The sequence below is a fragment of the Streptomyces sp. NPDC017676 genome, from assembly GCF_044329325.1.
Lineage (GTDB): Bacteria > Actinomycetota > Actinomycetes > Streptomycetales > Streptomycetaceae > Streptomyces.
Window position 1 is genome coordinate 147,159 of record NZ_JBIRJA010000006.1, and the last position, 23,672, is coordinate 170,830.

At 72.7% G+C, this 23,672-nt stretch carries 18 protein-coding genes; 6 read left to right on the plus strand and 12 right to left on the minus strand.

The features are described 5' to 3' along the window. Positions 1–75: 75 nt before the first annotated feature. The 4 genes from ACH4LD_RS15120 to ACH4LD_RS15135 all read right to left on the minus strand — a co-directional run bounded on the left by ACH4LD_RS15120 (position 76) and on the right by ACH4LD_RS15135 (position 5,096). Complete coding sequence (locus tag ACH4LD_RS15120; protein ID WP_398055153.1) at positions 76–1,452, minus strand: VWA-like domain-containing protein; 1,377 nt, start codon at positions 1,450–1,452, stop codon at positions 76–78. Next, positions 1,449–2,747, minus strand: a complete 1,299-nt coding sequence (locus ACH4LD_RS15125) for an AAA family ATPase (RefSeq protein WP_398055154.1) — start codon at positions 2,745–2,747, stop codon at positions 1,449–1,451. The genes ACH4LD_RS15120 and ACH4LD_RS15125 overlap by 4 nt, the downstream gene beginning before the upstream one ends. A gap of 110 nt (positions 2,748–2,857) precedes the next feature. Beyond that, complete coding sequence (locus ACH4LD_RS15130; protein ID WP_398055155.1) at positions 2,858–4,381, minus strand: hypothetical protein; 1,524 nt, start codon at positions 4,379–4,381, stop codon at positions 2,858–2,860. A gap of 229 nt (positions 4,382–4,610) precedes the next feature. Beyond that, entirely contained in the window at positions 4,611–5,096 is a 486-nt protein-coding gene (locus ACH4LD_RS15135) for a DoxX family membrane protein (protein WP_398055346.1), read from the minus strand. A gap of 646 nt (positions 5,097–5,742) precedes the next feature. Here ACH4LD_RS15135 and ACH4LD_RS15140 point away from each other — a divergent pair. Then, entirely contained in the window at positions 5,743–9,192 is a 3,450-nt protein-coding gene (locus tag ACH4LD_RS15140; protein ID WP_398055156.1) for a phosphodiester glycosidase family protein, read from the plus strand. 181 nt (positions 9,193–9,373) lie between these two features. Here ACH4LD_RS15140 and ACH4LD_RS15145 read toward each other — a convergent pair whose 3' ends face one another. The 7 genes from ACH4LD_RS15145 to ACH4LD_RS15175 form a co-directional block, all read right to left on the minus strand. Next, on the minus strand, positions 9,374–9,655 hold the full coding sequence (locus tag ACH4LD_RS15145; RefSeq protein ID WP_398055157.1) for a WhiB family transcriptional regulator: 282 nt from the start codon (positions 9,653–9,655) through the stop codon (positions 9,374–9,376). 28 nt (positions 9,656–9,683) lie between these two features. Next, positions 9,684–10,445, minus strand: coding sequence for an alpha/beta fold hydrolase (locus tag ACH4LD_RS15150; protein WP_398055158.1), 762 nt, complete (start codon positions 10,443–10,445; stop codon positions 9,684–9,686). 192 nt (positions 10,446–10,637) lie between these two features. Then, positions 10,638–11,501 carry a helix-turn-helix transcriptional regulator gene (locus ACH4LD_RS15155; protein WP_398106176.1) on the minus strand — a complete coding sequence of 288 codons (864 nt, stop codon included), beginning with the start codon at positions 11,499–11,501 and terminating at the stop codon, positions 10,638–10,640. 29 nt (positions 11,502–11,530) lie between these two features. Beyond that, complete coding sequence (locus ACH4LD_RS15160) at positions 11,531–12,400, minus strand: alpha/beta fold hydrolase (protein WP_398055160.1); 870 nt, start codon at positions 12,398–12,400, stop codon at positions 11,531–11,533. Between the two features lie 314 nt (positions 12,401–12,714). Further along, positions 12,715–13,968, minus strand: coding sequence for a PucR family transcriptional regulator (locus tag ACH4LD_RS15165; RefSeq protein ID WP_398055161.1), 1,254 nt, complete (start codon positions 13,966–13,968; stop codon positions 12,715–12,717). 322 nt (positions 13,969–14,290) lie between these two features. Next, complete coding sequence (locus tag ACH4LD_RS15170; RefSeq protein ID WP_132784408.1) at positions 14,291–14,581, minus strand: DUF6355 family natural product biosynthesis protein; 291 nt, start codon at positions 14,579–14,581, stop codon at positions 14,291–14,293. 449 nt (positions 14,582–15,030) lie between these two features. Next, a complete protein-coding gene (locus tag ACH4LD_RS15175) occupies positions 15,031–15,801 on the minus strand; it encodes a GNAT family N-acetyltransferase (RefSeq protein WP_398055347.1) in 771 nt (256 codons plus the stop codon). 271 nt (positions 15,802–16,072) lie between these two features. Here ACH4LD_RS15175 and ACH4LD_RS15180 point away from each other — a divergent pair, with 271 nt between their 5' ends. The 3 genes from ACH4LD_RS15180 to ACH4LD_RS15190 all read left to right on the plus strand — a co-directional run bounded on the left by ACH4LD_RS15180 (position 16,073) and on the right by ACH4LD_RS15190 (position 19,421). Next, positions 16,073–17,365 carry a ThuA domain-containing protein gene (locus ACH4LD_RS15180; RefSeq protein ID WP_132784410.1) on the plus strand — a complete coding sequence of 431 codons (1,293 nt, stop codon included), beginning with the start codon at positions 16,073–16,075 and terminating at the stop codon, positions 17,363–17,365. A gap of 327 nt (positions 17,366–17,692) precedes the next feature. Next, the gene (locus ACH4LD_RS15185; RefSeq protein ID WP_398055162.1) at positions 17,693–18,481 is read left to right on the plus strand and encodes an SAM-dependent methyltransferase; all 789 of its coding nucleotides are present in this window, start codon (positions 17,693–17,695) and stop codon (positions 18,479–18,481) included. A gap of 127 nt (positions 18,482–18,608) precedes the next feature. Further along, positions 18,609–19,421, plus strand: coding sequence for a maleylpyruvate isomerase family mycothiol-dependent enzyme (locus tag ACH4LD_RS15190; RefSeq protein WP_398055163.1), 813 nt, complete (start codon positions 18,609–18,611; stop codon positions 19,419–19,421). Positions 19,422–19,454: 33 nt separating this feature from the next. On the opposite strand, the gene ACH4LD_RS15195 is transcribed toward ACH4LD_RS15190, so the two are convergent. Beyond that, on the minus strand, positions 19,455–20,555 hold the full coding sequence (locus ACH4LD_RS15195; RefSeq protein ID WP_398055164.1) for a PP2C family protein-serine/threonine phosphatase: 1,101 nt from the start codon (positions 20,553–20,555) through the stop codon (positions 19,455–19,457). Positions 20,556–20,857: 302 nt separating this feature from the next. Between ACH4LD_RS15195 and ACH4LD_RS15200 the strand changes: the two genes are divergently transcribed. After that, positions 20,858–21,574, plus strand: a complete 717-nt coding sequence (locus tag ACH4LD_RS15200; protein WP_398055165.1) for a FadR/GntR family transcriptional regulator — start codon at positions 20,858–20,860, stop codon at positions 21,572–21,574. A 29-nt stretch (positions 21,575–21,603) separates the two neighbouring features. Then, positions 21,604–23,214, plus strand: coding sequence for a hypothetical protein (locus tag ACH4LD_RS15205; protein ID WP_398055348.1), 1,611 nt, complete (start codon positions 21,604–21,606; stop codon positions 23,212–23,214). Positions 23,215–23,672 lie beyond the last annotated feature (458 nt).

Sequence of the window (23,672 nt, forward strand, 5' to 3'; positions counted from 1 at the left end):
CCGCCCTCGCCGTGCCCGCCTCCGGTCCCGGGCTCAGCCGATCGTGACGACCCGTGCCCGCTTCCGGTCCCGGCCTCAGCCGATCGTGACGACCCGTGCCCAGAGCGGTGGGGTGTCCGGGACGTAGTCGGGGTCCTCCTCGTCCACGGCGTGGGCGGGGCGTGGGAAGAGGCCGACGACGGTGCGGCAGGGCGGCTGGGTGGAGGGCCACGGGGTCTGTCCGTCCGTGAGGGCGACGATCACGTCCGGACGGGAGCGCAGCGCCCGGGTGAAACCGGAGCGCAGATCGGTTCCGCCGCCGCCGACCAGTGCGATGTTCTCGGCGCGGCACAGGGGGACGGCGACCCCGGCCGCCGCGTCGCAGGAGATCACCGAGACCAGATCGCGCCGTCCGCCCACCGCCCGGGAGATCGCCGCGACCTCCAGCAGCGCGCTGCCCAGTTCGGCGTCGCTCACCGACCCTGAGGTGTCGATCACGACGCAGACCCGGGGTGGCTTGCGGCGCAGGCTCGGCAGCAGTACTCCGGGGACGCCGGCCGAGCGCCGGGACGGACGCCGGTAGCTGTGGTCCTCCCCCGCCCCCGGCGCGCCCGTCGCCGAGCGGACCGCCGCTCCGAGCAACTGCCGCCAGGGCTGCGCCGGATGGAACGCCTCCTCGGCCCATCGGCGCCACCCCTCCGGCGCGTGGCCGGGCCGGCCTCTGATGCCCTCGGCCACCCGGAAGCGGACCGCGTCCCGCTGCTGCCTGCTCAGCCCGTGTGCGCCGTCGGGTCCCAGCTCCCACGGCCGGGCCTGCCCGTCGGCGCCACTGCCGCAGTCCAGCCAGGCCAGCTCCGCGGAGAGCGCGGACAGCGACGCCGTGCGCAGGTACTCCTCCATGAGGAGACCCTCGGGCAGCCGCAGCATGGACGGGTGCACCGCTCCGGCAGGCCGGGGCAGGCCGTCGCCGTAGATGTCGTCGTTGATCTCGAAGTCGGCGGCGATGTTCCGCCGTAGCCTCTCGCGGCTCTCGGTCGGGGAGCTCCCCGTCCCGCTTCGCCCGCCGGGACCGTGCCTCTCGTGCTCCCGCGCGTACCGCTCGCCCCGCGCGTGGTGGTCGCGGAGCAAGTGGGAGACCTCGTGCACCCAGACGCCCGCCAGTTCCTCCACCGGGGTGCGCGCCACGAAGCCGGGTGAGACGTAGCAGCGCCAGTACGCGTCGACCGCCATCGTCGGCACCGAGCGGTCCTCCACCACGTGCAGCGCGAAGAGGGCGACGGCCAGGTAGGGGCGGACCTTCACCGCGTGCAGCCGGGCGGCCAGCAACTTCTCCTGGTCCAGCGGCAGTCCGGGACGGTCGTACGGTCCACCGCGGGCGGTCGGCGGGGCCGGCGCCGTGGCCCGTACCGGGCGGGGCGGCGCGGGCCGGGGCATGGGACGTGGCAGCGGCGGGCGCTTCGCGCTCCCCGTCATCGGCGCGTTCCCGTCGTACGCCCGGCGTCGGCCGCGGTGGCCCGTCCCACCGACCGCTCGGCCCGTCGGGCGAGGCCGACCAGCCCGGCCAGCCGTTCCACCGCCTCCGGCACCTCCCAGTCATCACGCCGCAGCGCCGCCAGTGTCGTCGCCGGGGCCACCAGCAGGTCGGGGGCGCCGGTCTCCAGGGCCCGGACCAGTACCGCCCAGCCCGCCTCCCACCGCTGCCGCTCCGGTCGCGCTCCGACGGCGGCCACCACCGCCTCCAGCGTCGCCTGGCGCAGATCGCCCCGCACGGGCAGCTCGGCGGAGGCGGGATCGGCCAGCAGGGACTCCGGGTCCGGCAGGTCCATCCGGTCCAGGTGGGCGAGGAGTTCGAGCCCTGGGCCGTCCCCCACCGCACCCCGTACCAGCAACGCCAGCACCTCCCGGGAGACGGAGGCCGCCGTGCCGAAGGCCAGCAGGGTCAGCGCGGCGTCCCAGCTGCGGGGCGAGGGCCAGGCGGCGCCGCGTCGTGTCTCCGTGCTCGGCAGCCGGTGGATCAGCGTCGGCCGGGCTCGCAGGAAACCGCAGACCGCGCGCCGGGCGTGGGCCACCGCGTCCGGCAGCCGTTCGGGCACCAGCCGGGGCAGCTCCGCCCGGGGCCAGACCCCGCCCAGCCCGCGCACCACCACCTCCGGGTCGTGCACCCAGTGCAGATGCACGAACCGGTTGGCGAGCGGCGGGCTCAGTTCCCACCCGTCCGCCGCGGAAGCGCGGGGATTGGCGGCGGCCACGATCCGCACCCCCTGCGGCAGTTGGAGGGCACCCACCTTCCGCTCCAGGACGACCCGGAGCAGTGCGGCCTGCACGGCGGGGGTGGCGGTGGAGAGTTCGTCCAGGAAGAGCAGCCCCCGTCCGGCCCGCACCAGCTCCACGGCCCACTGCGGCGGCGCCATCGGCACGCCCTGCTCCGCCGGGTCGTCGCCCACGATGGGCAGCCCGGAGAAGTCGGACGGCTCGTGGACGCTGGCGATCACGGTCGTCAGCGGCAGGCCGAGGGAATGGGCGAGCTGTGTCAGGGCCGCGGTCTTGCCGATGCCCGGTTCACCCCAGAGCAGTACGGGCAGGTCGGCCGCGACGGCCAGGGTGAGGGCTTCGAGCTGGTCATCGGGGCGGGGCTCGGTGCTGGTGGTCCGCAGGAGGGTCAGGAGGTCGTCGGCGACGGCGAGTTGGGCGCGGGTGCCGGACGGGCCGGCGGGGAGGGGTGCGTCGACGGCCGCGGCCGCGGTCCGCAGGAGGGTGCTGGAGGTCATGGGCATCACCTGGGTGGGAGGAGGGAACGGGGCGGCCCGTCCGGATGTCATGAGGGCATGGGGCACCGAGGGCGCGGCGCCGGTGGGTGTGTCGGGCGGAGGACGACTGATCAGCGCAGGGAGCCGGTACGTGGCCGGGCCCGGCTGCTCCGCTTGCGGAGCATGGCGGGCGGGGTACGGCGATCGGGCCGCGGGCGACGACTCGCGTCGGCGTGTCCCGCGTCCGAGGCGTTCCCGCCTCCCGCGGCACGGGCAGCGGGGTGCACGGTGACCAGCCCCGAGCGGAAGAGACCGTGGTCGACGCGCCGGGTCGCGGCCGACTCCAGTTCCCGCCGGAGCGGCCCGTCGGGCAGGACGGCGCCGGGGCCGAGGAGTCCCTCGACCACGGTCAGCGCTCCGGCGACGTCACCGTGGAGGAGCCGTTCCCTGACCGCGGGCAGTGCCTCCGGGCTGCGGTGCACCGCGTCGATGGCCCGCAGACAGGGCAGCGCCGGCCCGCCGAGCGCCACCAGCAGTTCCTCTCGCCGTAGTTCGGCCGGATCGTGGTCGATCGCCGTCAGCACCCCGTCCCGGAGCGCGATCCGGTGGACCTCGCCCCGGCACCGCGCCCGGTGCGGGTCGTGCGGCTCGGGGGCCGGTCCGGTCGCTGCCGCCGGGCTGGGCTCCGCCAGTGCCGCGGCGACGAGCGGATGCAGACGGTCGGCCGCGACGAGCCCGGCGCGCAGCAGTTCGAGATCGGGCAGGACGCGGGCCGCCGCCTCCGGCAGCAGCGGAAGCGCGGCGACCTGCTGCGACGGCAGCGGCTCCCGCAGCGGCCGGAACGTCGGGGCGTGGCTGTCGTCGGGTGCGACGAGTTCGAGCACGGCGCGGCTGCGCGCACCGAGCCGCACGGTGAAGGCGCCGCGTGGACGGCGGCCCTCGGCCCGCAACAGCAACTCGGCCTCGGCGGCCCAGCGGGAGACCGCCCACGACGCGTCGTCACCGCCGGGCCGGTCCGGACGACCTGGATCATCCGGACGGTCCCGAGGATCGGGCGGGGCTGGACGGCGGGGTCCGTCGGAGCGGCCGGACGGCATCATCGGCGATGGGCCGTCCGCCCCGCATCGCCGCGCGAGTTCGCCGCTTCGTCCGGAGTCCCAGAGGTGCCGGTGCAGGTCGAGGCGGTGACGCCGGTCGGGGTAGGGGTGCGGGTGGTGCCCCGGGACACTGCTCCCGGGCCCCTCCCACAGGGCCAGTGACATGCGCTGCCCGGCCTCCGCCCACGTCGGTGGTGTCCGCACCACCAGGTGCAGCGGTGTGCCGCCCGTACTGCCGTAACGGGCCAAGGAGAGGGTGAGGCCGGGCCGGAGCCGTCCGTCGGGGGCGATCCGGGGCATGTGCCAGCGGAGCAGATCCGGCGCCAGCCGACGCAGATCCGCACGAAGCCGGGTGGCGACATCGGTGCCGTGGCGCTTGCGCACGGCGCGCAGATCGAGATCGATGTCGACGCGGGCGGCGGCACAGGCCCCCGACCAGTCACCGACCGCACGGCGCGCGGTCGCGGTCTCGATCATGGACGGTGGCACGGCGTACTCGCGCACGCGCTGCCACATCAACAGGCGGGACGGGATGTCGTTCGCGAAGTGATGTGCCATCAGCACTCACCTTGCGCGGACGATTCCCCCAATCCGTACGAGGAGAAGTTCTTCATCTCCGGCATCCTAACCACACCGACTGACCATCCGCCCCCGACTTTCGCACCCGCTTCCTCCTCCGGATGGGACGGCCGGGTCGGGCCGACCGGATGTATGGCGAGCGCGCGCCCGGAGGTCCTCTCTTGATCAACCACCGGGCGCGAGTCACCGACCTGTTGGCCGAGTACACCTAGACGCTGAGGGAGACCGCGGCGCCGATGCCGCCCAGGCCGAGGGCGACGGCAGCCTCCGCCCAGCCGCCCCTGCCCCAGGGGAGGAAGCGGTCGGCGGCCAGCCGGCCGGGGCCGATGGCCGCGACGGCCAGGGCGGCGACGGCGATCGCCACGTTGTACTCCACACCGCCGTCCGTTTCCCACAGGCCATGGGCGGCGGTCACCGTGACCATCGCGTTGATCATGACGCCGATCAGGGCGGCGGCCGCGAGCGGGGTCAGCAGCCCCACAGCCAGACCGAGACCGCCGAGCAGCTCCGACAGGCCCCCGATGAGCGCGAAGAGCTTGCCCGGGCGATAGCCCAGGGACTCGAAGGCCTTCCCGGTCGCGGTCAGACCGTTACCGCCGAAGAGACCGAAGACCTTCTGAGCGCCGTGCGCGGCCATGAACAGGCCGAAGGTCAGCCGCAGGAGCAGCAGGCCGACGTCGGCCGCGGTCACCATCGCCCCGGTGGCGGCCGCTGTGGGCGCCGTGGCGGTGGGGTGCGCCGCCGATGGCGTGGACTGAGGAGAACGGTTCAGGATGCGTTTGATCAACATGACAATGATCCGGTTGGAGCGCCGAAACGGGCGGTTCCCCCAGCTCGCGCGGATGCCGAGCGACCGATGGCGTGTGGGTGCGCGCGCCGCACACCCTCATGGAGCACTCACGCCTCACAAGCGATCCTTGCGGGGCGGGCCGCGTTGTGCATCTGGGAGGCCCGTCGCCGGGGTGGGTACGGCCGGGCCGCCGGCACAGCACTCACGGCGCGACGCCGACGGCGTTCCGGCAGAACACACGCCACGGACGAGGACACCACGTAGATCGCCGAGTTGGACGGCGTCCCTGCCGCCGGCATCCGCCCGGCGTCCCCGGCACACTCCCTGACGTGAACCCCTCCGCGAGCCAACCGCGTGCGCCTTCACGCAACCACGCACCAGCAGCGCCCACGGCCGCCGATGGTGAACGCCGCGTGACCGAAGACCCGTGGAGGCGCGCCTGATGGTCATCTGCGCCACCGGGTCCGGACACCTGTGCTCCGCCGAACCGGTGTGCGGTGGTCGTGGGCGTCGATGACCATCGGCGCGCACGTCTTCCAGGAATCGCGTGATGACACTTCGTAACAAGAGACCCGCGGCGGCCGGCTCCCGCCGTACCGCGGTGGCCACGGCCCTGGCGCTGGTGCTGGCCGGTGCCGTGGGCGGGGCGGGAACCGCCTTCGGCTCCGCCGACGACACGGCCGCGTCCCGGCACACGGAACACCGTGACTGGCTGCCGGACACACCGCAGAACTGGCCGGTGGTGGTGGACCACACCCGTACACCGGCAGAGACCGTCACCCGTGGGCTGCGGCACTACAGCGAGACGTACGACACCGTCGGCGGTCGCCAGCACATGCAGGTGCTCACGGCCGACCTGACCGATCCGAATCTCCGGGTCGGGACGGTGGAGGCCGGCGACACCCTCACCGACCCGGCGGACGAGACGCCGTCCTCGATGGCCCACCGCACCGGCGCGGTCGCCGGCGTCAACGGCGACTACTTCGAGATCCACGCCAGTGGACGCCCGCTCGGCGGCATCGTCTCCGGCGGGCACATGCTGAAGAGCCCCAAGCCGGGCTTCGCCTCCCAGTTGGGCGTCAAGCCCGACGGCACCATGGTGATGGGTCCGGAGACGTTCTCCGGCACCATCACCGACGGCTCCGCGTCCCGCCCGCTCACCTCGGTGAACACGGTGAACGACGTGTCCGCCGGCGGCATCACCGAGGTCACCCCCGACCTCGGCGAGACCCCGGGCCTGGCCAAGCCGTCCACGCTGGTGCTCGGCCGGGCCACGGACGGCGGCTTCGTCGTCGAGAGCGTGCGGACCGGGGTGACCACCGTGCCCCGGTTGACCGCCGGCCGGCTCGGCCTGCTCGGCGCCGGCGACGGCGGGCAGTGGCTCACCGACAGCCTGCACACCGGTGACGAGGTGGGCATCGCCACCCGCCTCTCCCCCGACAACGATGTCACCGAGCTGATCAGCGGTGTCGACACCCTGGTCAAGGACGGCAAGGTCTACCGGGACCCGACCGGCACCCCGCCGAGCGGCGCCAACCCGGAGACGGCCGTCGGCATCACCGAGGACGGCAAGCACGCCGTCGTCGTCGCGGTCGACGGCCATGGCGGCGCTGCCACGGCCTTCGGCGTGACCAGGGACGAGGTCGCGGGTTACATGGTCGCCCACGGCGCCTGGACCGCGATGCTGTTCGACGGCGGTGGTTCCACCACGATGGTCAGCCGTACTCCCGGCGCCGACCGGGCCGAAGTCGTCAACACGCCGTCCGACCTGCCCGGCAACACCGAACGCCCGGTCGCCAACGGCATCTTCTTCTACTCCACCGCCCAGGAGCCCGGACCGGCCGCGAAGGTCGTCGTCAACGGCGGGAAGACGCTCACCACCGTCGCCGGCGGCTCCGTCCCGCTGCCGGTGTACGCCGTCGACCGGTTCGCCAACCCGGCCGCCGGGCACACGCGGGTCCGCGTCGAGCCCTCCGACCTCGCCACGTACGACGACGGCGTGCTGACCCCGCACCGCACCGGCACGGGCCGGATCATCGCCTCGGACGGCACGGCCTCCGCCTCGGAGAAGCTGGAGGTCGTCGGGAAGCTCAAGACCCTCACGGTCTCGCCCGACAAGGCCGACCTCGACAACGGCGCCACCCAGCAGCTCACCCTGTCGGCCACCGACAAGGACGGCGACCAGGTGCGGATTCCCGCCGAGGCGGCCACCTGGAAGGTGAACCCGGCGGGTCTCGGCAGCGTCGACGCGCACGGCCTGTTCACCGCCGACGCCGACGAGGGCGGGCTCGCCGAGGTGACCGCGACGGTCGCGGGCTCCACCGGCACCACGTCGATCGCCGTCGGCAGCGTCCGCAAGGTCATCGACCCGATGACCAGCCTCGACGTCTGGCGGCTGAGCAACAACACCACCGGCAAGCCCGCCACCCTGGCCGCCGACCCCGGCGTCGTCCCGCCGGGATCCGAGGAGCCGGGATCGCTGAGGCTGGACTACTCGATGCCGGCCGGGTCCGGGGTGAAGCAGCTGGTGCTCTCCCCGAAGACCACCTTGAAGACCGACACGAACAACGGTCAGGTCCCGACCGGCATCGGTGTGTGGATCAAGGGTGACGGCAACGGCATCGAACTCGCCGAGAAGTACATCGGCGTCAACGGGTCCTCCACCACGCTGTACCCGACGTACGTCACCTGGAAGGACTGGCACCTGGCGATCGCCCAGCTGCCCGCCGGCATGCAGTTCCCGCTGACCATCAGCTTCATCGACTTCCTGGCGATCAGCCCGAGCACCCCTTACAGCGGCTCGCTCAACGTCGCGGGCCTCCAGGCGCTGTACTCTCCGCGGCCCGTCACGGCGCCCGAGTACCACGCCGTCCCGGAGAACCCGAAGTGGCTGTCCTTCGAGGAGGACTCCGCGGACTTCGCGAGGCACGGCACCACCCTCCTCACCGGTGACGACGCCCATCTGCTCGCCTCCGACCCCGGGTCGGTGAGCAGCAACGTGCTGGACTCGGTCGCCGAGCGGCTGCCCACGCTCACCCCGCAGGCACGGCCGGACGCCGCCCAGTTCCTCGGCGACATGGCCGACGACGGCAAGCTCGCGGACCTGCGGTTCGCCAAGTCGAAGATGGACGCGCTCGGCGTTCCCGAGCGTGACATCGTCGGCAACCACGAGATCACCCAGGGCGCCGACGCCGAGAACGGCAACTACAGTGACACCTTCGGCGACACCCACTACGCCTACACCCAGGGCGCGGCGCGGCTGATCGTCACCGACAACTCGCACGGAAGCCTGCAGTCCTCGGACCCGTTCCAGGACCCGGAGGGCGCCCAGTACCCCTGGCTGGTCCGGCAGTTGACGGACACGACCGCGAAGGACGTCCTGGTCGTCACGCACATGCCCGCCTACGACCCGCACCCGGCCGCGAACAGCCAGTTCACGGACCGCTGGGAGGCCCGCATGTATCTGCGGCTGGTGCAGCGCTACCAGCAGACGCACCCGAAGCAGCACGTGATCATGATGTACGGTCACGCCCGCGGCTTCGCCGAGCAGATCCTCGATCCCGAGGGGCGGAGCGTGACCACCGAGGAGGGCGGCATCCCGCAGTTCACCTTCGCCGACCTCGGCATGCCGGCCTACGCCCCGGCCGACCAGGGCGGCATCTACCACTTCGGTCTGATCCGGATCGGTGACGACGGCGGCCTTCAGTACACCGTGGAGCCCGCACTCGCGTCGATCACGGTCCACGGTCCGAAGGACCCCGTCGCCAAGGGCGACCACATCGCCCTGAGCGCGACGGGCGAGCAGATCGGCGGCGACAACATCGCACCGCTCACGATCCCGATCGCGGACCCGGCCTCCCACGTCTGGACGTCGAGCGATCCCGAGATCGCCTCGGTGGATCCCGCCACCGGCGCCCTGACCGCCCACCGCCCCGGCACCGTCACCGTCTCGGTGACCGCCGGCGGCGTCACGGGTCGCACCGGGGTCGTCGTCCGGTGACCTGACCCAGGGCCGGGGAGCCCGGGCCCCCTCGGGCACCCCGGCCCACCGGGACCGCTCCCGGCACCGGTCGGGCTCACCGCGGACCTGCCCGCTCCCGCTGCCTCCGCGGCGCGGCCCGGGAGGGGACACGGACCGCGGCCTCCATGATGCTGACGCCCCACGCCCGAGGCTGGGTGGTTCAGGGGTTCGGGGCGGCCGGGGTCGAGGGGGTGGCGCGGCGTTCGGCCTCCGTGCGGCCGCCCCACACGCCGTACCGCTGGTCGGACGCCGCGGCGAAGCCCGCGCACGGGAGGCGCACCGGGCAGTGCCGGCAGATCTCCTGTGCCCTCTGCTCACGCCGGCGCCGTGCGGAGCCCCGCTCACCGGGCGGTGAGAAGAACACGGAGCTGTCCATGCCCCGGCAGGCGGCCTCGGCCTGCCATTCCCACGTCCGCAGAAGCGGCTTGAGCTGCGTCGTCATCGGCTGGTCCTTCCTTTCGGCTGCGGTCTCATGCGGGGGGTGTGTGGGGGCCCTGTGGGCGGATGCGTGCGGGTGAGCTCACCGCGTGGACGGCGTCGCGGATGAGCCGGGCCACGGCCGTGGGCTGCGAGAGGGTGACGGCGTGCGAGGCACCGTCGATCTCGACCACGGTCGACCCGGCCCGCGCGGCACCGAAGCGCTCCACGTCCGGGGCGATCACCCGGTCCGCGCCGGCCACCAGGGCCCACGACGGTTTGGTCCGCCACGCGGCGGCCGTGGCCTTCTCCTCGAACGCGGCCAGGGCCAGCGGAGGTTGACACGAGGCGAGCACCTTGGCGACCGGGGCCGAGACATCGGGGGCGAACACCGTCGCGAACGCCTCCACGCCGAGGGTGACCTCGACGCCCTCACCGCCACCGGGGACCGGGTAGCTCCACCGCTGGAGGTCGCCCGCCGGTCCGTTGGCGGGAAATCGGCCCTGGAGTTCGCCGGGGCTCTCCCCCTCCTCCAGCACATGGGCGGCGACGTAGACCAGGGCGATGACGTTGTCGGCGGTGCCCGCCACGGTGATCACCGCCCCGCCGTAGGCGTGCCCGACCAGGACGACGGGGCCGTCGATCTGCGCGGCCACCGACGCGATGCGCGCGGCATCCGCCGCGAGGCCGCGCAGCGGGTTCGGTGGGGCGACGACCGGGATGCCGTGGCTGTGCAGCTCGGCGACGACGCCGAACCAGACCGCCGTGTCGGCGAACGCTCCGTGGACCAGGACGACGGTGGGGGTGGGGGGCATGGCGGGGTTCCTTCCCGGTGCACGGGTGTGTCGGCGAGGGGTGGCCGGTCAGGGGGGCGGGCGCTTGCGTGCCCGGCGGCCTCGACGGCTTCGCATGGGTGGCCTCATGGGCAGTGGCGGGATGGGGTTGCGGCGGCGGGAGATGCCGGCGGACGGGCCGGCGGATGCGTCTGGCGCCGGCGGGTGGGCGGCTCAGACGTCGGAGGAGGCGGCGGCCTGCCACTCCTTGGGGGTGATGCCGTAGGTCTGCCGGAAGAGGCGGCTGAAGTGGGAGGGGCTGGCGAAGCCCCAGCTGTTGGCCACGGCGGCCACGGTGCGGTGCCGCCCGCGCAGTTCGGCGCGGCAGGCGTCGAGTCTGCGCTGCCGTATCCAGGCGCTCACGGTGGTGCCGCCGGACTGGAAGAGCTTGTGCAGGTAGCGCACCGAGATGTGGTGGGCCCGGGCGATCGACTCGGGCGCGAGGTCCGGGTCCATGAGGTTGTCCTGGATGTGCTGTTGGATCCGCGTCAGCATCTCGTGGGCGCCCGGGGCGGAGCGCCGTCCGCGCGTCTGGAGGACGTCGCCGACGAGGAGGGCCACGAGGTCGGCCGTGTTCAGGGCGAGGCGTCGGCCGCCGGTCAGGCGCTGGTGGCGCGGCGTTCTGGCGAGTGCGGTCAGGAACTGCGAGACCAGCGAGGTCAGACCGCTCCTCCCACTGAGGTGGGTGTGCGAGACCTCGTGCAGGTCGGCCGCCGACGCGTCCAGCAGGCACAGGGGGATACGGAAGAGGGCCAGGTTCTCGCGGCGGGAAAGGAGGTCGGGGCGGAAGGCGCCGCCGATGACGATGTCACCGGGCTCCAGCCACAGAAGGGAATCGTGCGGGAAAGACACTGTCTCGTCGGAGACGTTGACGGCCAGGTACAGGTGTTCGTCGTCGCCGGCGGTCGGCCAGGGCAGGTTGATGAAAGGGCCTGAATCATTTCCCGGGGCCGTGGTGGACGGCTCGTTCTCGGGGGTTTCGGGCAGGGCAGGGGTGATCGACCGGGTCACATCGGGCTCCCGTCGTTTCCTTTTCATGTTCAGTTCTTCACAGAGAAAGCCGGGGCTCAGACGTTCACGTCGGTGTGATCCACCGGATCCGGCTGCTCGGAGAGGAATGCGCCGACGACGTCGTTGAAGGCCGGCGGATTCTCCAGGAAGGGAAAGTGCGAATTGGCCACCGTGGTGGGGAAGACATGGAGCCGCGCGCCCGGGATCCGCTGGGCGACGAACTGCTGCGACCGCGGGTGGACATGGCTGCCGTCGCATCCGATGACCAGCGCCGGAACATCGACACGGGGCAGCACGTCCCGCCAGTCCTGGGCACAGTGGTCGAAGAGCAGCGGCACCCCCGCGTGCGCGGGGGTGGACCTGATCTGCTCGGCCACGAACGAGAGGATGGCGGGGTCGGGATCGCCGGAGAACATGCCGCGGACGAACTCGTACCGCGCCTGTTCACCGTCCGGACCGGCAAGCTCCGCGCCGAGCGCGACCAGACCGGCGACATCGAAGATGGCACCCGACTGCCGTTGCTCCTCGTCCGACATCCACGGCACCGCGGCGACGGCCGCGGGCTGGTCCACGGCGACGAAGCGCCGGATACGACCGGTGCCGTACTGGTCGACGAAGCTCCACCACACCGAGGCCCCCATCGACCAGCCCAGGGCATCGAACCGGTCGAGCCCCAAGTGGTCGACGAGCTCCAGCACATCGGCGGCGAAACGAGCGATGCGATAACCGTGGTACGGCTTGTCGGACACCCCGTGTCCCCGGAAATCCAGGGTGATGACACGGTGCGCGGGGGAAAGTCCCCGCACCTGATGACGGAACATCTCCTGCGTCTGGCCCCAGCCGTGCAGCATGACCAGAGGGAATCCCTCTCCCCCGCTGTCCCGGTACACCAGGCGCACTCCGTCGCCGGTCGTCAGCTGGTTCACGGCCCCCACGTCGACTCCTTCTCGAACTCCACCGTCACGGCGTGCTCCGCGGTGGCGAGTTACGGATTTGTTTCACGGACCGGGCCTCGGCACGGCTCCCGCATACGGAATTCTGTGCCACCCGACACCTCGCGCACCACCGCGCTCCGTAGTGATCGGCCGGCGAAATCTTCGTCATTCTGTAGGGGGCTGGTACAACACCCCGGCGCCGCGTAGTGATCGGCCGGCGCGCATTTCGTCACTCTGTAGGGCGGGCCCGGTTCCGCCCGGCACCGGTGCCCCCCCGCGCTCCCGCGCACCGGGCGGTGACCCGGTCAGACGGCGGGCTGGACGTCGCTCCGCGCCTGGAGCAGTTCGAGGGCGCGCAGGCCCAGGTGCAGGACCAGCCGGTCACCGCCGCTGTCCAGGTCGAGGCCGGTGATCTCCTGGATCTGACGCAGCCGGTAGTACAGCGAGGTGCGGTGGATCTGCAGGGCCTCGGCCGTGCGCGGGATCGATCCGGCGTGTTCGAGGAAGCACCGCAGCGTCTCCTCCAGGCGCTGGCCGCCGGGGCTGCCCAGCAGCCGGCGCAGCGGTGTGGGCAGCAGTGACGGGGTGAGGGCGTGGTCGGGTACTTGGAGGAGTACGGCGAGTTCGCCCAGCGACTCCCATGCGCCGACGCCCTTGAGGTGGGGCAGGCGGCGCGCGGCACGGGCCGCGACCCGCGCCTGCGCGTGCGAGGTCCAGGCGTCGGCGAGGCCGTCGTGGGTGCCGCCGATGCCGAGCACGGGGGCGGCCGAGGCTTCCAGGTAGGCGGCGAGGGCCTCCCGGACGGCCATGGCCTGGTCCCCCAGTTCTTGTGCCGTCAACGGCCGGGCCGAGACCTGGAGGAGGACCGCGCCGTCCGGCGTGGCGGCCATGACGCCGTCCGCCGAGCGAGTGCGCAGAAACTTCTCCAGGGACGCGCGCAGCGCGATCTCGACCTGTCCCGGCGGCTCCACCGAGCGGGAGACCTGGACGACGCTCACCACCGCGTGCGGGGCGTCGGGCAGAACGCCGCCGTCCAGGATCTGCCGACGCGCCGCGGCGCGGGCCGTCTCACCGGTGCCGAAGAGGGAGTCCAGTGTTTCCTGCAGGTCCACCTCGTCGGCGGAGGCGGCCAGTTGGTCCGCGCGGAGCTGGGCGCTGATCGCGGGCACCGCCTGCGCGACAGTGTCGGTCTCCTCGCGGGTGAGCGTTCCCTCCTGCGCGACGACCATCAGCAGGCCGAGCAGTTCGCCGCGCTCGCGCAGCGGAACGCAGTAGCGGGTGAGCAGCCCGAGGTCGTCGCAGGCCGGGATGAACCCCGGCTGGGTCCAGCGGGCCACGCCCTGGTCGAGGACGTACCGGATGGCGACGTCGTCGGCCCGGCCGCGCAGCAGGCTGCGTATGCGGACCGGGTCCTCGTCGCCGAAGTGCTGGCTGGAGCAGATCAGCCGGACCAGGGGGTCGTCGATGACCACGGACCGCTGGAGCCGTTCGGCGAGTTCCTCGATCAGTTCCTGCAGCGCGTCGCTGCCCACCCGGACTCGCAGTCGTCGCTCGGCCATGGCGTCTCCCTCCCTCTGACCGGGCCTTTCTACAAGCCGTGAAAGGGGAGGTTCAAATGTTCAACAAGGTGCGGAAGACCTCGCCGGAGGCCGCGGGAGCTGCCCGTTGGACGCGGCAGGGACGGGTGGGGAGGCGTCGGCGGCCCCGCCGGGGCGGGGAAACGCCGGTTGTTTGCCTCACAGCGCACCGCCCCGGGTCCCCGAGCGCACAAAACGGCTGCCGTCCTTGCTCCGACAGGTCGGCCGGCACCCGCGCAAGAGTGCACTCACGGGAAAATTCCGGTGCACTCGGAGAACACTGGGCCGCGGTGACGCGCCGGGGTCAGCAGGTGCGGCCGACGTAGTGGGCGCCCTGGATCTTGGTTGCGGAGCCCAGCCAGGTCCTGCCCGGGGCGACACAGCGCTCGTAGTCGGGCGCCAAGCCCACCTCGACCTTGATCACCACGTGGGATCCGTCGGAGGTGCAGTGGTTGTAGTAGGCGTCGGAGCCGGTCTCGTAGAAGCCGCACGGATCGGCGGCCGCCGGGGTCGCGGTGGCGGTGCCGGCGCCGAGGAAGGCGAACGCGAGGGCGAGGGAACCGAGGGCACTGGTGAGCTGACGACGGACACGCACGACGAACTCCTTGTGGGGGTGCGGGAGGGAACAAGCCGTACCGCCGGGGCGGCGGGGCCGCCCGGTCAGGCACGCACCCATGCTCACGGACCGCGGCGGCCCGTTACGCCTCCTGCCTCCCGATGTCACCCGCCGAATCATTTCCTCGGTACGCCATCCGGGTCACGGATCCGGACGCGCGCCCGGTTCTGCCCCGAGCCGACGGAAGAGGTGGCACCTCTCCTCCCGCCGCGGGTCGTCGGCCGGCCGAGGTCCGCCACGGCCGGCGGCCCGGCCCCCGTGACGAGCGCGGCGCACATCGCGCTCCGCCGCCGGCGACGTACGTGACCGACCGGACCGGCACCATTCCCCGCGGCCTTGGCGAACACCGACCGCACCGCCCGCGCCGGGCCGGCCGGCATCGGCACGACCCTCGACGCACAGGACCGCAATCACCCGGCGGGGGGCGGTCACTGCTTCAGCGTGTAGAAGTGGATCGGCGAGTTCGGCTTGAAGCCGATGCGGGGATACACGGGCGCTCCCGCCACGGTCGCGTGCAGTGTGGCGCGGGTCAGGCCGGTGACCCGGGAGCCCTCGTACAGGGCCTTGCGCGTCACCGCCTCCCCGTAGCCCCTGCGCTGCCAGTCGGGCGAGGTGGCGACCAGCACGACGAACAGGCGGCCCTCCGCCTCGACGGTTGCGGCGCATGCCACCGGGACGCCGTCCCGCAGCCCCAGGTAGGCATGCACCTGGTTCGTCCACAGCACCGAGCCGAGGAGTCCGTCGCGGCCGTCCTCCAGCGGGAAGCCGTAGGCGCGTGAGTTCAGGTCCGCGTACGCCCGCAGGTGTTCCTCTGTGGTCACGCGTACGAACGTCAGCTCCGGGTGGGACGGTTCGGGGACGGGGAGGAGGTCGCCGGCCATTCCGGTGCCGGGGAAGGCGTACTCAAGGCCCGCCTCCTCGGCGGCGGTCCGTACGACCGCACGGGCCTCGTCGTCGAGGAGGTCCTCGAAGAGCCACAGGAACCCCGGGTGCCGCTTCGCCCGCATGATGTCCGCCGCCTGGCCCAGGCGTTCCTCGACCAGGGCCGTGTCCGCGTCGGTCTCCGTCAAGGTGACGCAGTTCCAGAAGGGGAACCGGCAGTCCGCCCAGCGGACGGCGATACCCGGGAGGTCCCGCACATCGGCGTCCGCGTCACGGTCGAGCACCATGGCGCGCCAGACCACGGCGAGCTGCTCCATCGACTCGACCGACTCCGCACGATTCTCACGATCCGTCACTTGGCCTCCCGGCTGGTGGAGTTGCCGCAGCCTACCCAGTTCCGTCGGCTACAAGTGCTCAACGCAGCAGGTCCCCCGGGGACTTTCTTGTCATCGACTCTTGACGGGTCTGGTCCAGACCTTTAGGTTCACCGGCCAGCAGCATCTACGCATACGACCAGCACTCACGTTCATGAACGCCTTCGTTCATGCCTGGCCCCCCTCCCGGGCCCGGCCGAGAAGGGAGCATCGGATGCAACAGGTGAGATCCGGCGCGGCACGCATCCCCATGTGGCTGGCATTTCTCCTCGCGGCGCTGGTCAGCCTGACAGCGCAGCCACCCGCGCAGGCCGCGGCAGCCGCCGAGCCGTTCCGCGTACTGGCGCTGTACAACGGCACATGGGATGCGGCACACATCAGCTTCGTCCGCGAAGCCAACCAGTGGTTCCCCCAGCAGGCAGCCGCGAACGGCTTCACCTACACCGCCAGTAACAACTGGGACCTCCTCGCGAACGGCGGTGTCAACAACTACCAGGTGGTCCTCTTCCTCGACGACCTGCCCCAGTCGGCCGCCCAACGAGCGGGCTTCGAGCAGTACATGCGGAGCGGCGGCGCCTGGATGGGCTTCCACGTCTCGGCCTTCACCACCGATGCGCAGAGCTGGCCGTGGTACCACAACCAGTTCCTGGGCAGCGGGAACTTCCGCTCGAACACCTGGGGACCGACCACGGCCGTCCTGCGCGTGGAGGACCGTACGCACCCCTCGACCCGGAACCTGCCCGCCACCTTCACCTCGTCGGTGAGCGAGTGGTACAGCTGGTCCAACGACCTGCGCCAGAACCCCGACATCAAGATCCTGGCCTCCGTCGACCCCAGCAGCTTCCCGCTCGGCACCGACCCCAACCAGACCTGGTACAGCGGGTACTACCCGATCCTGTGGACGAACACCAAGTACAAGATGCTGTACGCGAACTTCGGCCACAACGCGATGAACTACGACACCAACACGGCCCTGTCGTCCACCTTCGCCAGCGCCACGCAGAACCAGTTCCTCCTGGACGGGCTGAAGTGGCTGGGCGGAGCGGCGTCGTCCCAGCCCCCCACGGACGGCATCTCCGAGACCGCCTGGTACACGCTGCGCAACGCCGGGAACGGAACGTGTGTCGACGCCCGTGCCGCCGCCACGGCCAACGGGACAGTCGTCCAGCAGTACACCTGCAACTCCACCACGGCACAGCAGTTCCAGTTCCGCTCCACCGACAGCGGCTACACGCGCATCGCCGCCCGCGGCAATCCGCAGCAGGTCATCGACGTCGTCGACCGTTCCACAGCCGACAACGCGCCCTTGCAGCTGTGGTCCTACGGCGGTGGCACCAACCAGCAGTGGCTGCCGGTGAAGGAGGCCGCCGGGCGGTACCACTTCACCGCCCGGCACAGCGGAAAGTGCCTGACCGCGTCCGGCACGGCCGCCGACAGCGTCCAGCTCACCCAGCGGACATGTGACGGATCCACCGCCCAGAGCTTCCAACTGACCGCCCAGCCCTGATCACTCGGCACCCCGGTCCCACCGCCTCGGCGGTATGCCGCCCCGATGCCATGTCCGCCGCGCGGCCGCGGACACCGCATCGGGGCGGCACTCGTCGCCGCATCCGGCCGCGGGCACGCCGGTCACGCGGAGCGCGGCCCTGTCGGGCCGTGTCGCCGACCTGGCCCCGGCGAGCGGGGGTTCTGCGGTTCGGTGTCGCGGCGGGGCCGGAGGTCGGGGCCGGCTCTGCTCAACTCCCCTTCCGCGCGCGGCGCGAGGCACGTGCGGAGCGCGAGTAGGATGATCGAACACATGGCCTGAACCGCTCACCCGCGCAACGGAGCTGCTATGACGACCGATTCACCGCCGCCCCTGGAGATCGACACCAGTAAGGCGCATCCCGCGCGGGTCTACGACTGGCTGTTGGGCGGCAAGGACAACTACCCGGTCGACGAGGCCGTGGGAGAGCGGCTGCCTGCCGAGGCGCGGGACGCGGCACGACAGAACCGCCAGTTCATGCACCGGGCCGCCGCCTGGCTCGCCGGGCAGGGGATCGACCAGTTCCTGGACATCGGTACGGGCATCCCCACGCAGCCCAATCTCCACCAGATCGTCCAGGAGATCGTGCCGACGGCGAAGGTCGTCTACACCGACAACGACCCGATCGTCCTGCGCCATGCCGAGGCGCTGCTGATCAGCAGCGACGAAGGCGTCACCGACTACATCCAGGCCGATGTGCGGGAGCCGGACTCCATCGTCCGTCACGCCCGCCGGATCCTGGACTTCGACCGGCCGATCGCGCTGTCGCTGATCGCGCTGATGCACTTCGTCACCGACGAGCAGGACGCCCACGGAATCGTCCGGAACCTGGTCGCCACGCTTCCGCCGGGCAGTCACCTGGTGCTGTCGCACGCCGCGTCCGACCTCTATCCGGAACTCGCCGCGCAGGTCACGGCCGAGTACGCCAAGGGCGGCATCAAGCTCGGTTTCCGGTCGCGCCCGGAGGTGGAGCGCTTCTTCGACGGCCTGGACCTCGTGCCGCCCGGCCTGGTGACCGCCACGGAGTGGGGCGTGTCGGGTACGGACACGGTGCCGGAGGGGAGCGGGATCTACGCGGCGGTGGCCCGCGTTTCCTGACCGCGCTACGGGTGGGGCGGCGGTGCGCCACCCCACCGCGTCGATTTGCCTTCGAGCGGGCTCCAGCCTCCACACTGATCGCGACGAGAAGGCCGGCATCCGTGCCAGGGCAGAACGGCGGCAGCAGATGGCAACGACGAGCGGGGCGGGGCATCCCCTGCCGTACGACACCTACCGTGAGGCGATCGAGCGGGAGACCCGCCGGTTCGCCGAGGCGGTGCGCGGCGCCGACCCGGCGAGCGCCGTCCCCTCCTGTCCCGACTGGACGCTGGCCGATCTCGCCCGGCACGTGGGGACGTTGCAGCGCTGGTTCGCCACGCTGCTGACCCAGCGCGTGCAGGAGCCTCCGCGCAGCCGTGAGGTGGAACTGGGGTTGCCGGCCGACCCCCGGGACTACGCCGACTGGGTCGCATCCGGGGTCCCCGGGGTGGCGGCCGTACTGCGGGACACGGATCCCGGCGCGGCGATGTGGGCCTGGGGCGAGGACCGGCACGCCCGGTTCTGGGCCCGCCGGATGCTCTGCGAGACGCTGGTGCACCGGGTGGACGCGGAGCGCGCCGTCGGCCGGGAGCCGGACCTCGACCCCGTACTGGCGGCGGACGGCGTGGACGAGTTCCTCGTCAACCTGCCCTACGCGGGGCTCTTCGCTCCCGGTGTGACGAAGCTGCGCGGCGACGGCGAGACCGTCGCGTTCCTCTGCACGGGCCCCGGTGGCGCGGCCGGTGAGCGGTGGCGGGTACGGCTCGACGCGGACGGCTTCCGGCTGCTGCCGCCGACCGGTGGGGACGCCGGGTCCGAGCCGGAGACGGTGGCGGTGCGCGGGGAGGCGGCGGATCTTCTGCTGCTGCTGTACGGGCGGCGCTCGTACCAGGAGCCGGTCTTCGACGTCTCGGGAGACCGCACGGTCCTCGATCGCTGGTTCGCGCACACGGCCTTCTGATCCGGTGGCGGCCCGGGGCGCCGCGCACCGTGCTCAGCCGGGCGGTGGCGCGACCGGCACGGAAGGCTGGTCGGCCGGGAGGCGGACGGCCAGCGCCGCGATGTCGTCCTGGAGCCGGTCGCCGCTGTAGTCCAGCAGGTCCTGGTGGAGCCGTTCCAGGAGCTCCCGGGGCGGCAGGGAGCTCCAGGAACGCAGGCGCTGGAGCAGGGGGTAGAAGGAGCCGGCCGCGTCACGCGTCTCCGTGATGCCGTCCGTGTACAGCAGGAGCTGGTCACCGGGCCGGAAGGAGTATGCGTCCACGTGGTACGGCTCCCCCAGCAGCATCCCCAGGTTCAGCGGCGGCGCCGACCGCCCCCGGTCGAGTTCGCACACCTCGCCGGAGCGGATGCGGACCGGGGGTGGATGGCCGCAGTTGACGACGCGGATCAGCGGCTCCCCGAGGGGGATCTCGGCGAAGACCGCGGTGACGAACCGTTCGCCCACCTCGCCGCCGCCCAGCAGCACGGCCCTGCGGTTCATGCTCGTCTCCACCCGGTCGGTCAGGGCGGGCAGCGCGGGTTCGTCGTGCGCCGCCTCGCGGAACGCGCCGAGCAGGGCCGCGGCGGTCTCCACCGCGAGCAGCCCCTTGCCCCGGACGTCGCCGATGAGCAGCCGGACGCCGTACCGGGTGGGGACGGCCTCGTACAGGTCGCCGCCGATGCGTGCCTCCGCGGCGGCGGACCGGTAGAGGCTCTCCAGGTGGAGGCTGCCGATCCGGTGCGGAACCGGTCGGAGCAGGACCCGCTGGGCGATGTCGGCCACGAAGCGCACGTCGGCCAGTGTGCGCTCGCGGCGGACGCGGTGCGCGGCCAGGCTCATGCCGAGGACGCCGACCAGGCCGGTGCAGATGTAGGCGGCCACGTAGTGGCGGTCCCACAGGTAGCCGACCTCACGGCCCGCGCAGCAGGGGGTACCGGCCAGCACTCCTTCCAGGACGACGGCGAACACGGTGGCGCCGCCGACGGCGACCGGGCCGTGGGCGAAGGCGGCCACGAGCGGCAGGGCGATCAGCACGAAGCTCACCGGCCACTCCACGGGCGTCACGGGCTCCAGCAGCAGAAGGGCCGCGACGTACAGGACCGGTAGCCATCGCATCCATGCCGGAGGGGCCGACAGTTGCGTCCGCGCACCGGCTCCGCCCTCCGGCTCCCGACCGGTATGTCCAGGCTTCGGCATACGTGGTCTTCGCACACGGACTCCTGTCACAGGAACTCGACAAGGCGTCCAGCCTGGTGCGCGGCCCCGCGACGCGCCGTGATTGCTCCACTCAACGGCATGTTCCGTCACGGGCATTGAGTCATGGGCATTGACTCCCTGGGCACGCACTGGTTCAGTGGCTCAGCCACTGAACCAGTGAACCATCTCACCGCGGAACCCCTGTGTCGCCGGAGGCCGGAGTGGAAGCACTGCCACGCGAGACGATCGTCGACGTACTGGAGAGGAGGCTGCGCGAGGACATCCTCGCCGGGCGTCACCCGGCCGGGAGCCATCTGCCGCCGGAACGCGAACTGGCCGACGGGTTCGGGGTCACCCGCACCACCCTCAAACACGCCTTCGGCCGGCTGGTGCAGTCCGGTCTGCTGGAGACCCGCCACGGGGTGGGGACGCGCGTACGGGACTTCCTGCGCCTGGGCGGAGCCGATCTGCTGCCCATGCTCGTGCGCCACAGCCCCGACTGGATCGGTGAGATCTTCGAGGTCCGCCGCAGTATCGGTGCGTTGATCGCCGAGCGCGCCGCGGTCCGCTCCACGGCGGCCGACATCACCGCACTGCGCCGGCTGCTGGCGGCCGTCGCCGAAGCGGACGGCGGCGAACCGGCGCAGCTCGCGGACGCCGAGGTGCACCGGGCGCTCGCCCGGGCCACGGGCAACCGCGTCTACGTGCTGCTGACCAACACCCTGTTCAACGCGTACCTGCCGGTGCGCGCCGCGCTGGCCGGGCCGTTCGAGGACGCCCGGGCCGCGCACGACCGCCTGGCACCGGTCGTCGAGGCCGTGGCGGCCGGCGACCCCGACGCGGCACGCGCCGCCGCCGGGCACTACCTGTCGGCGACGGAGCGCATCATGCTCGAAGGGCTCGCGCGCTCCGGCGGGCACCGGGGGGACGCCTCGTGACCCCGCGCGGAACGGTGTTCCGGGAGACGATGCTGGGCCGGGTCCGCCTGGCCGGCGACGGCGGCGACCGCCCCGTACGGCTGGACCTGCTGGCCCGTGCGGACAGCCTGATGCTGCCCCACCGCACCATCCGGGCGCGGCTGACGGGACGCATCCGGATAGCGGGACGCGCCGACGACCCCTCCGCCGAGGGCGAGTTGGAGATCTCGCCGCTGGCGCGCCGCCGGATCCGCTACCGGCTCGGCTTCGACCTGGGGGGCCGGCGGCTGCTGCTGGACGGCTGGAAGTCGGTGTCGTTCAGGCGTCCCCTGTCCTCGATGACCGTCCTGCCGTACACGCTCTACGAGGACGGCGCACGCGTCGGCGAGGGCACCCTGCGCTTCCCGATCGCCACCGGTCTGCTGCCCTTCCTCGCCGGGTTCCGCTTCCCGCGGGCGGCCGGGTCCGCCGACGGCCGGTATCTCGCGCCGCGCTGGGACGGCACGCCGGGGCGGACGGAGGTCTGGTACACGACCCTGACCGATCCGGCGACCGGCACCGGTGTCTGGCTGCACCACGAACTCGTCGCCCCACGCGACGGCGCGCCCGCCTACGCGCACGGCTGGATCGCCGTGTTCCCCGAGGAGGGCCCGGTGGAACACGCCCGGTTCGGACCGGTGCCGTGGGCGGGGCGGTTCGGGCCGGTGTCGTGGGCGGGGCGGGAGGGCGGCCGAGGGGGCCGCACGGACACCGACGGCTCCACCGACCGGACCGACGGCTGGCCCGACCGGACCGGCACCCCGACCGACGGCTGGCCCGACCGGACCGGCACCCCGACCCACGGCTGGCCCGATCTGGCTGGCGCCCCGACCGACGGCTGGACCAATCTGACTGGCGCCCCGACCGACGGCTGGCCCGACCGGACCGGCACCCCGACCGGTCTGGCCGACGGCTTCGTCGCCGGGGGCGTCGGTGTCACGCCCGGTCGGCTGACCGGTTCGGCGGGGTCGTTCACCTGGACGCTCTCCGAGGAGTTCCAGGGCCCGCCGCTGCACACGTTTCCGCGCTGGTCCTGGCGGCGTCCCTGGCTGCCGGCCACGCACCTGCTGCCCGCCACCACTGCCCGCTACACGGGAACCGTCCGCCACGGGACCCGCGAGCTGCGGCTCACGGACGCTCCCGGCGCGAGCGCGCGTATCTTCGGGCACGGCAACGCCCGCCGCTGGGCCTGGCTCCACGCCGACCTGGGGGGCGGTGACGTCCTGGAGATCGTCGCCGCAGTGTCGACGCGGCGCGGGCTCGACCGGCTGCCCCCTCTGGTGTTCCTCCGCCTGTACCGCAACGGCCGCACCTGGCCCCGGCGGGTGGAGCGGACCGCCGTGGGCTGGGCGGGCATCGGCCGGTTCCGCGCGGACATCGGCCTGCCGCGCTGGCGGGTCGAGGGCCGTGCGGGCCTGCGGCGCATCCGGGTGACGGTGACCCAGCCGCCGGAGGGGACGCTCGCCCTCGGCTACACCGACCCGGACGGTTCCGCCGCCGTGTGCCGCAACAGCGAGCGGGCGGACGCGGACGTGCGCGTGGAGCGCTGGTGGGGCCGGTGGCGGCCGGAGGCGGCTTGGCGGCTGTCGGGCACCGCGCACGCGGAGGTCGGGGGCCGATGAGCACGAATCCCCCGGCCCTGACGGGACTCGTGGCCGCGGTTCTCGCCGACGACGGCACGGCCGAGTGGACCAGGGCCGTGCCCCGGCGCGTCGCGGCCCTGCTCGACGTCATGCCGGCCCCGACACGCGCGGCGGTGCGCGGCGCCGCCGTGGCGATCGACGCGTACGCCGTCGCCCTTACCGGCAGGCGGCTGTCCGCACTCGGCACGGAGGAACGAGAGCACGTCATGACGTCGCTCGCCGCGCGCCCGGCCCTGCTGCCGCTGCTTGACGCGCTCAAGGTACCGGTCCTGCTGGCCGCCGGCACCGAACGCATGCTGCACGACGGTCCAGCCCCTTCGGTGTCCGCGCCGGAGCGTCCGCCGCTCGACGGCACGCCCTCGGAGGCCGCACCCCTGGAGTCCTCGCCCTGGGGCCCCACACCTTCAGGACCCACGCCCTCGGAACCCACGCCCCCG

What these genes read in the sequence shown, in the direction of transcription:
- ACH4LD_RS15120 (WP_398055153.1), bottom strand. Translation starts at nt 1,452, where the DNA reads ATGACGGGGAGCGCGAAGCGCCCGCCGCTGCCACGTCCCATGCCCCGG.
- ACH4LD_RS15125 (WP_398055154.1), bottom strand. Translation starts at nt 2,747, where the DNA reads ATGACCTCCAGCACCCTCCTGCGGACCGCGGCCGCGGCCGTCGACGCA.
- ACH4LD_RS15130 (WP_398055155.1), bottom strand. Translation starts at nt 4,381, where the DNA reads ATGGCACATCACTTCGCGAACGACATCCCGTCCCGCCTGTTGATGTGG.
- ACH4LD_RS15135 (WP_398055346.1), bottom strand. Translation starts at nt 5,096, where the DNA reads ATGGTGACCGCGGCCGACGTCGGCCTGCTGCTCCTGCGGCTGACCTTC.
- ACH4LD_RS15140 (WP_398055156.1), top strand. Translation starts at nt 5,743, where the DNA reads ATGACACTTCGTAACAAGAGACCCGCGGCGGCCGGCTCCCGCCGTACC.
- ACH4LD_RS15145 (WP_398055157.1), bottom strand. Translation starts at nt 9,655, where the DNA reads ATGACGACGCAGCTCAAGCCGCTTCTGCGGACGTGGGAATGGCAGGCC.
- ACH4LD_RS15150 (WP_398055158.1), bottom strand. Translation starts at nt 10,445, where the DNA reads ATGCCCCCCACCCCCACCGTCGTCCTGGTCCACGGAGCGTTCGCCGAC.
- ACH4LD_RS15155 (WP_398106176.1), bottom strand. Translation starts at nt 11,501, where the DNA reads ATGAAAAGGAAACGACGGGAGCCCGATGTGACCCGGTCGATCACCCCT.
- ACH4LD_RS15165 (WP_398055161.1), bottom strand. Translation starts at nt 13,968, where the DNA reads ATGGCCGAGCGACGACTGCGAGTCCGGGTGGGCAGCGACGCGCTGCAG.
- ACH4LD_RS15175 (WP_398055347.1), bottom strand. Translation starts at nt 15,801, where the DNA reads ATGGAGCAGCTCGCCGTGGTCTGGCGCGCCATGGTGCTCGACCGTGAC.
- ACH4LD_RS15180 (WP_132784410.1), top strand. Translation starts at nt 16,073, where the DNA reads ATGCAACAGGTGAGATCCGGCGCGGCACGCATCCCCATGTGGCTGGCA.
- ACH4LD_RS15185 (WP_398055162.1), top strand. Translation starts at nt 17,693, where the DNA reads ATGACGACCGATTCACCGCCGCCCCTGGAGATCGACACCAGTAAGGCG.
- ACH4LD_RS15190 (WP_398055163.1), top strand. Translation starts at nt 18,609, where the DNA reads ATGGCAACGACGAGCGGGGCGGGGCATCCCCTGCCGTACGACACCTAC.
- ACH4LD_RS15195 (WP_398055164.1), bottom strand. Translation starts at nt 20,555, where the DNA reads ATGCGATGGCTACCGGTCCTGTACGTCGCGGCCCTTCTGCTGCTGGAG.
- ACH4LD_RS15205 (WP_398055348.1), top strand. Translation starts at nt 21,604, where the DNA reads ATGCTGGGCCGGGTCCGCCTGGCCGGCGACGGCGGCGACCGCCCCGTA.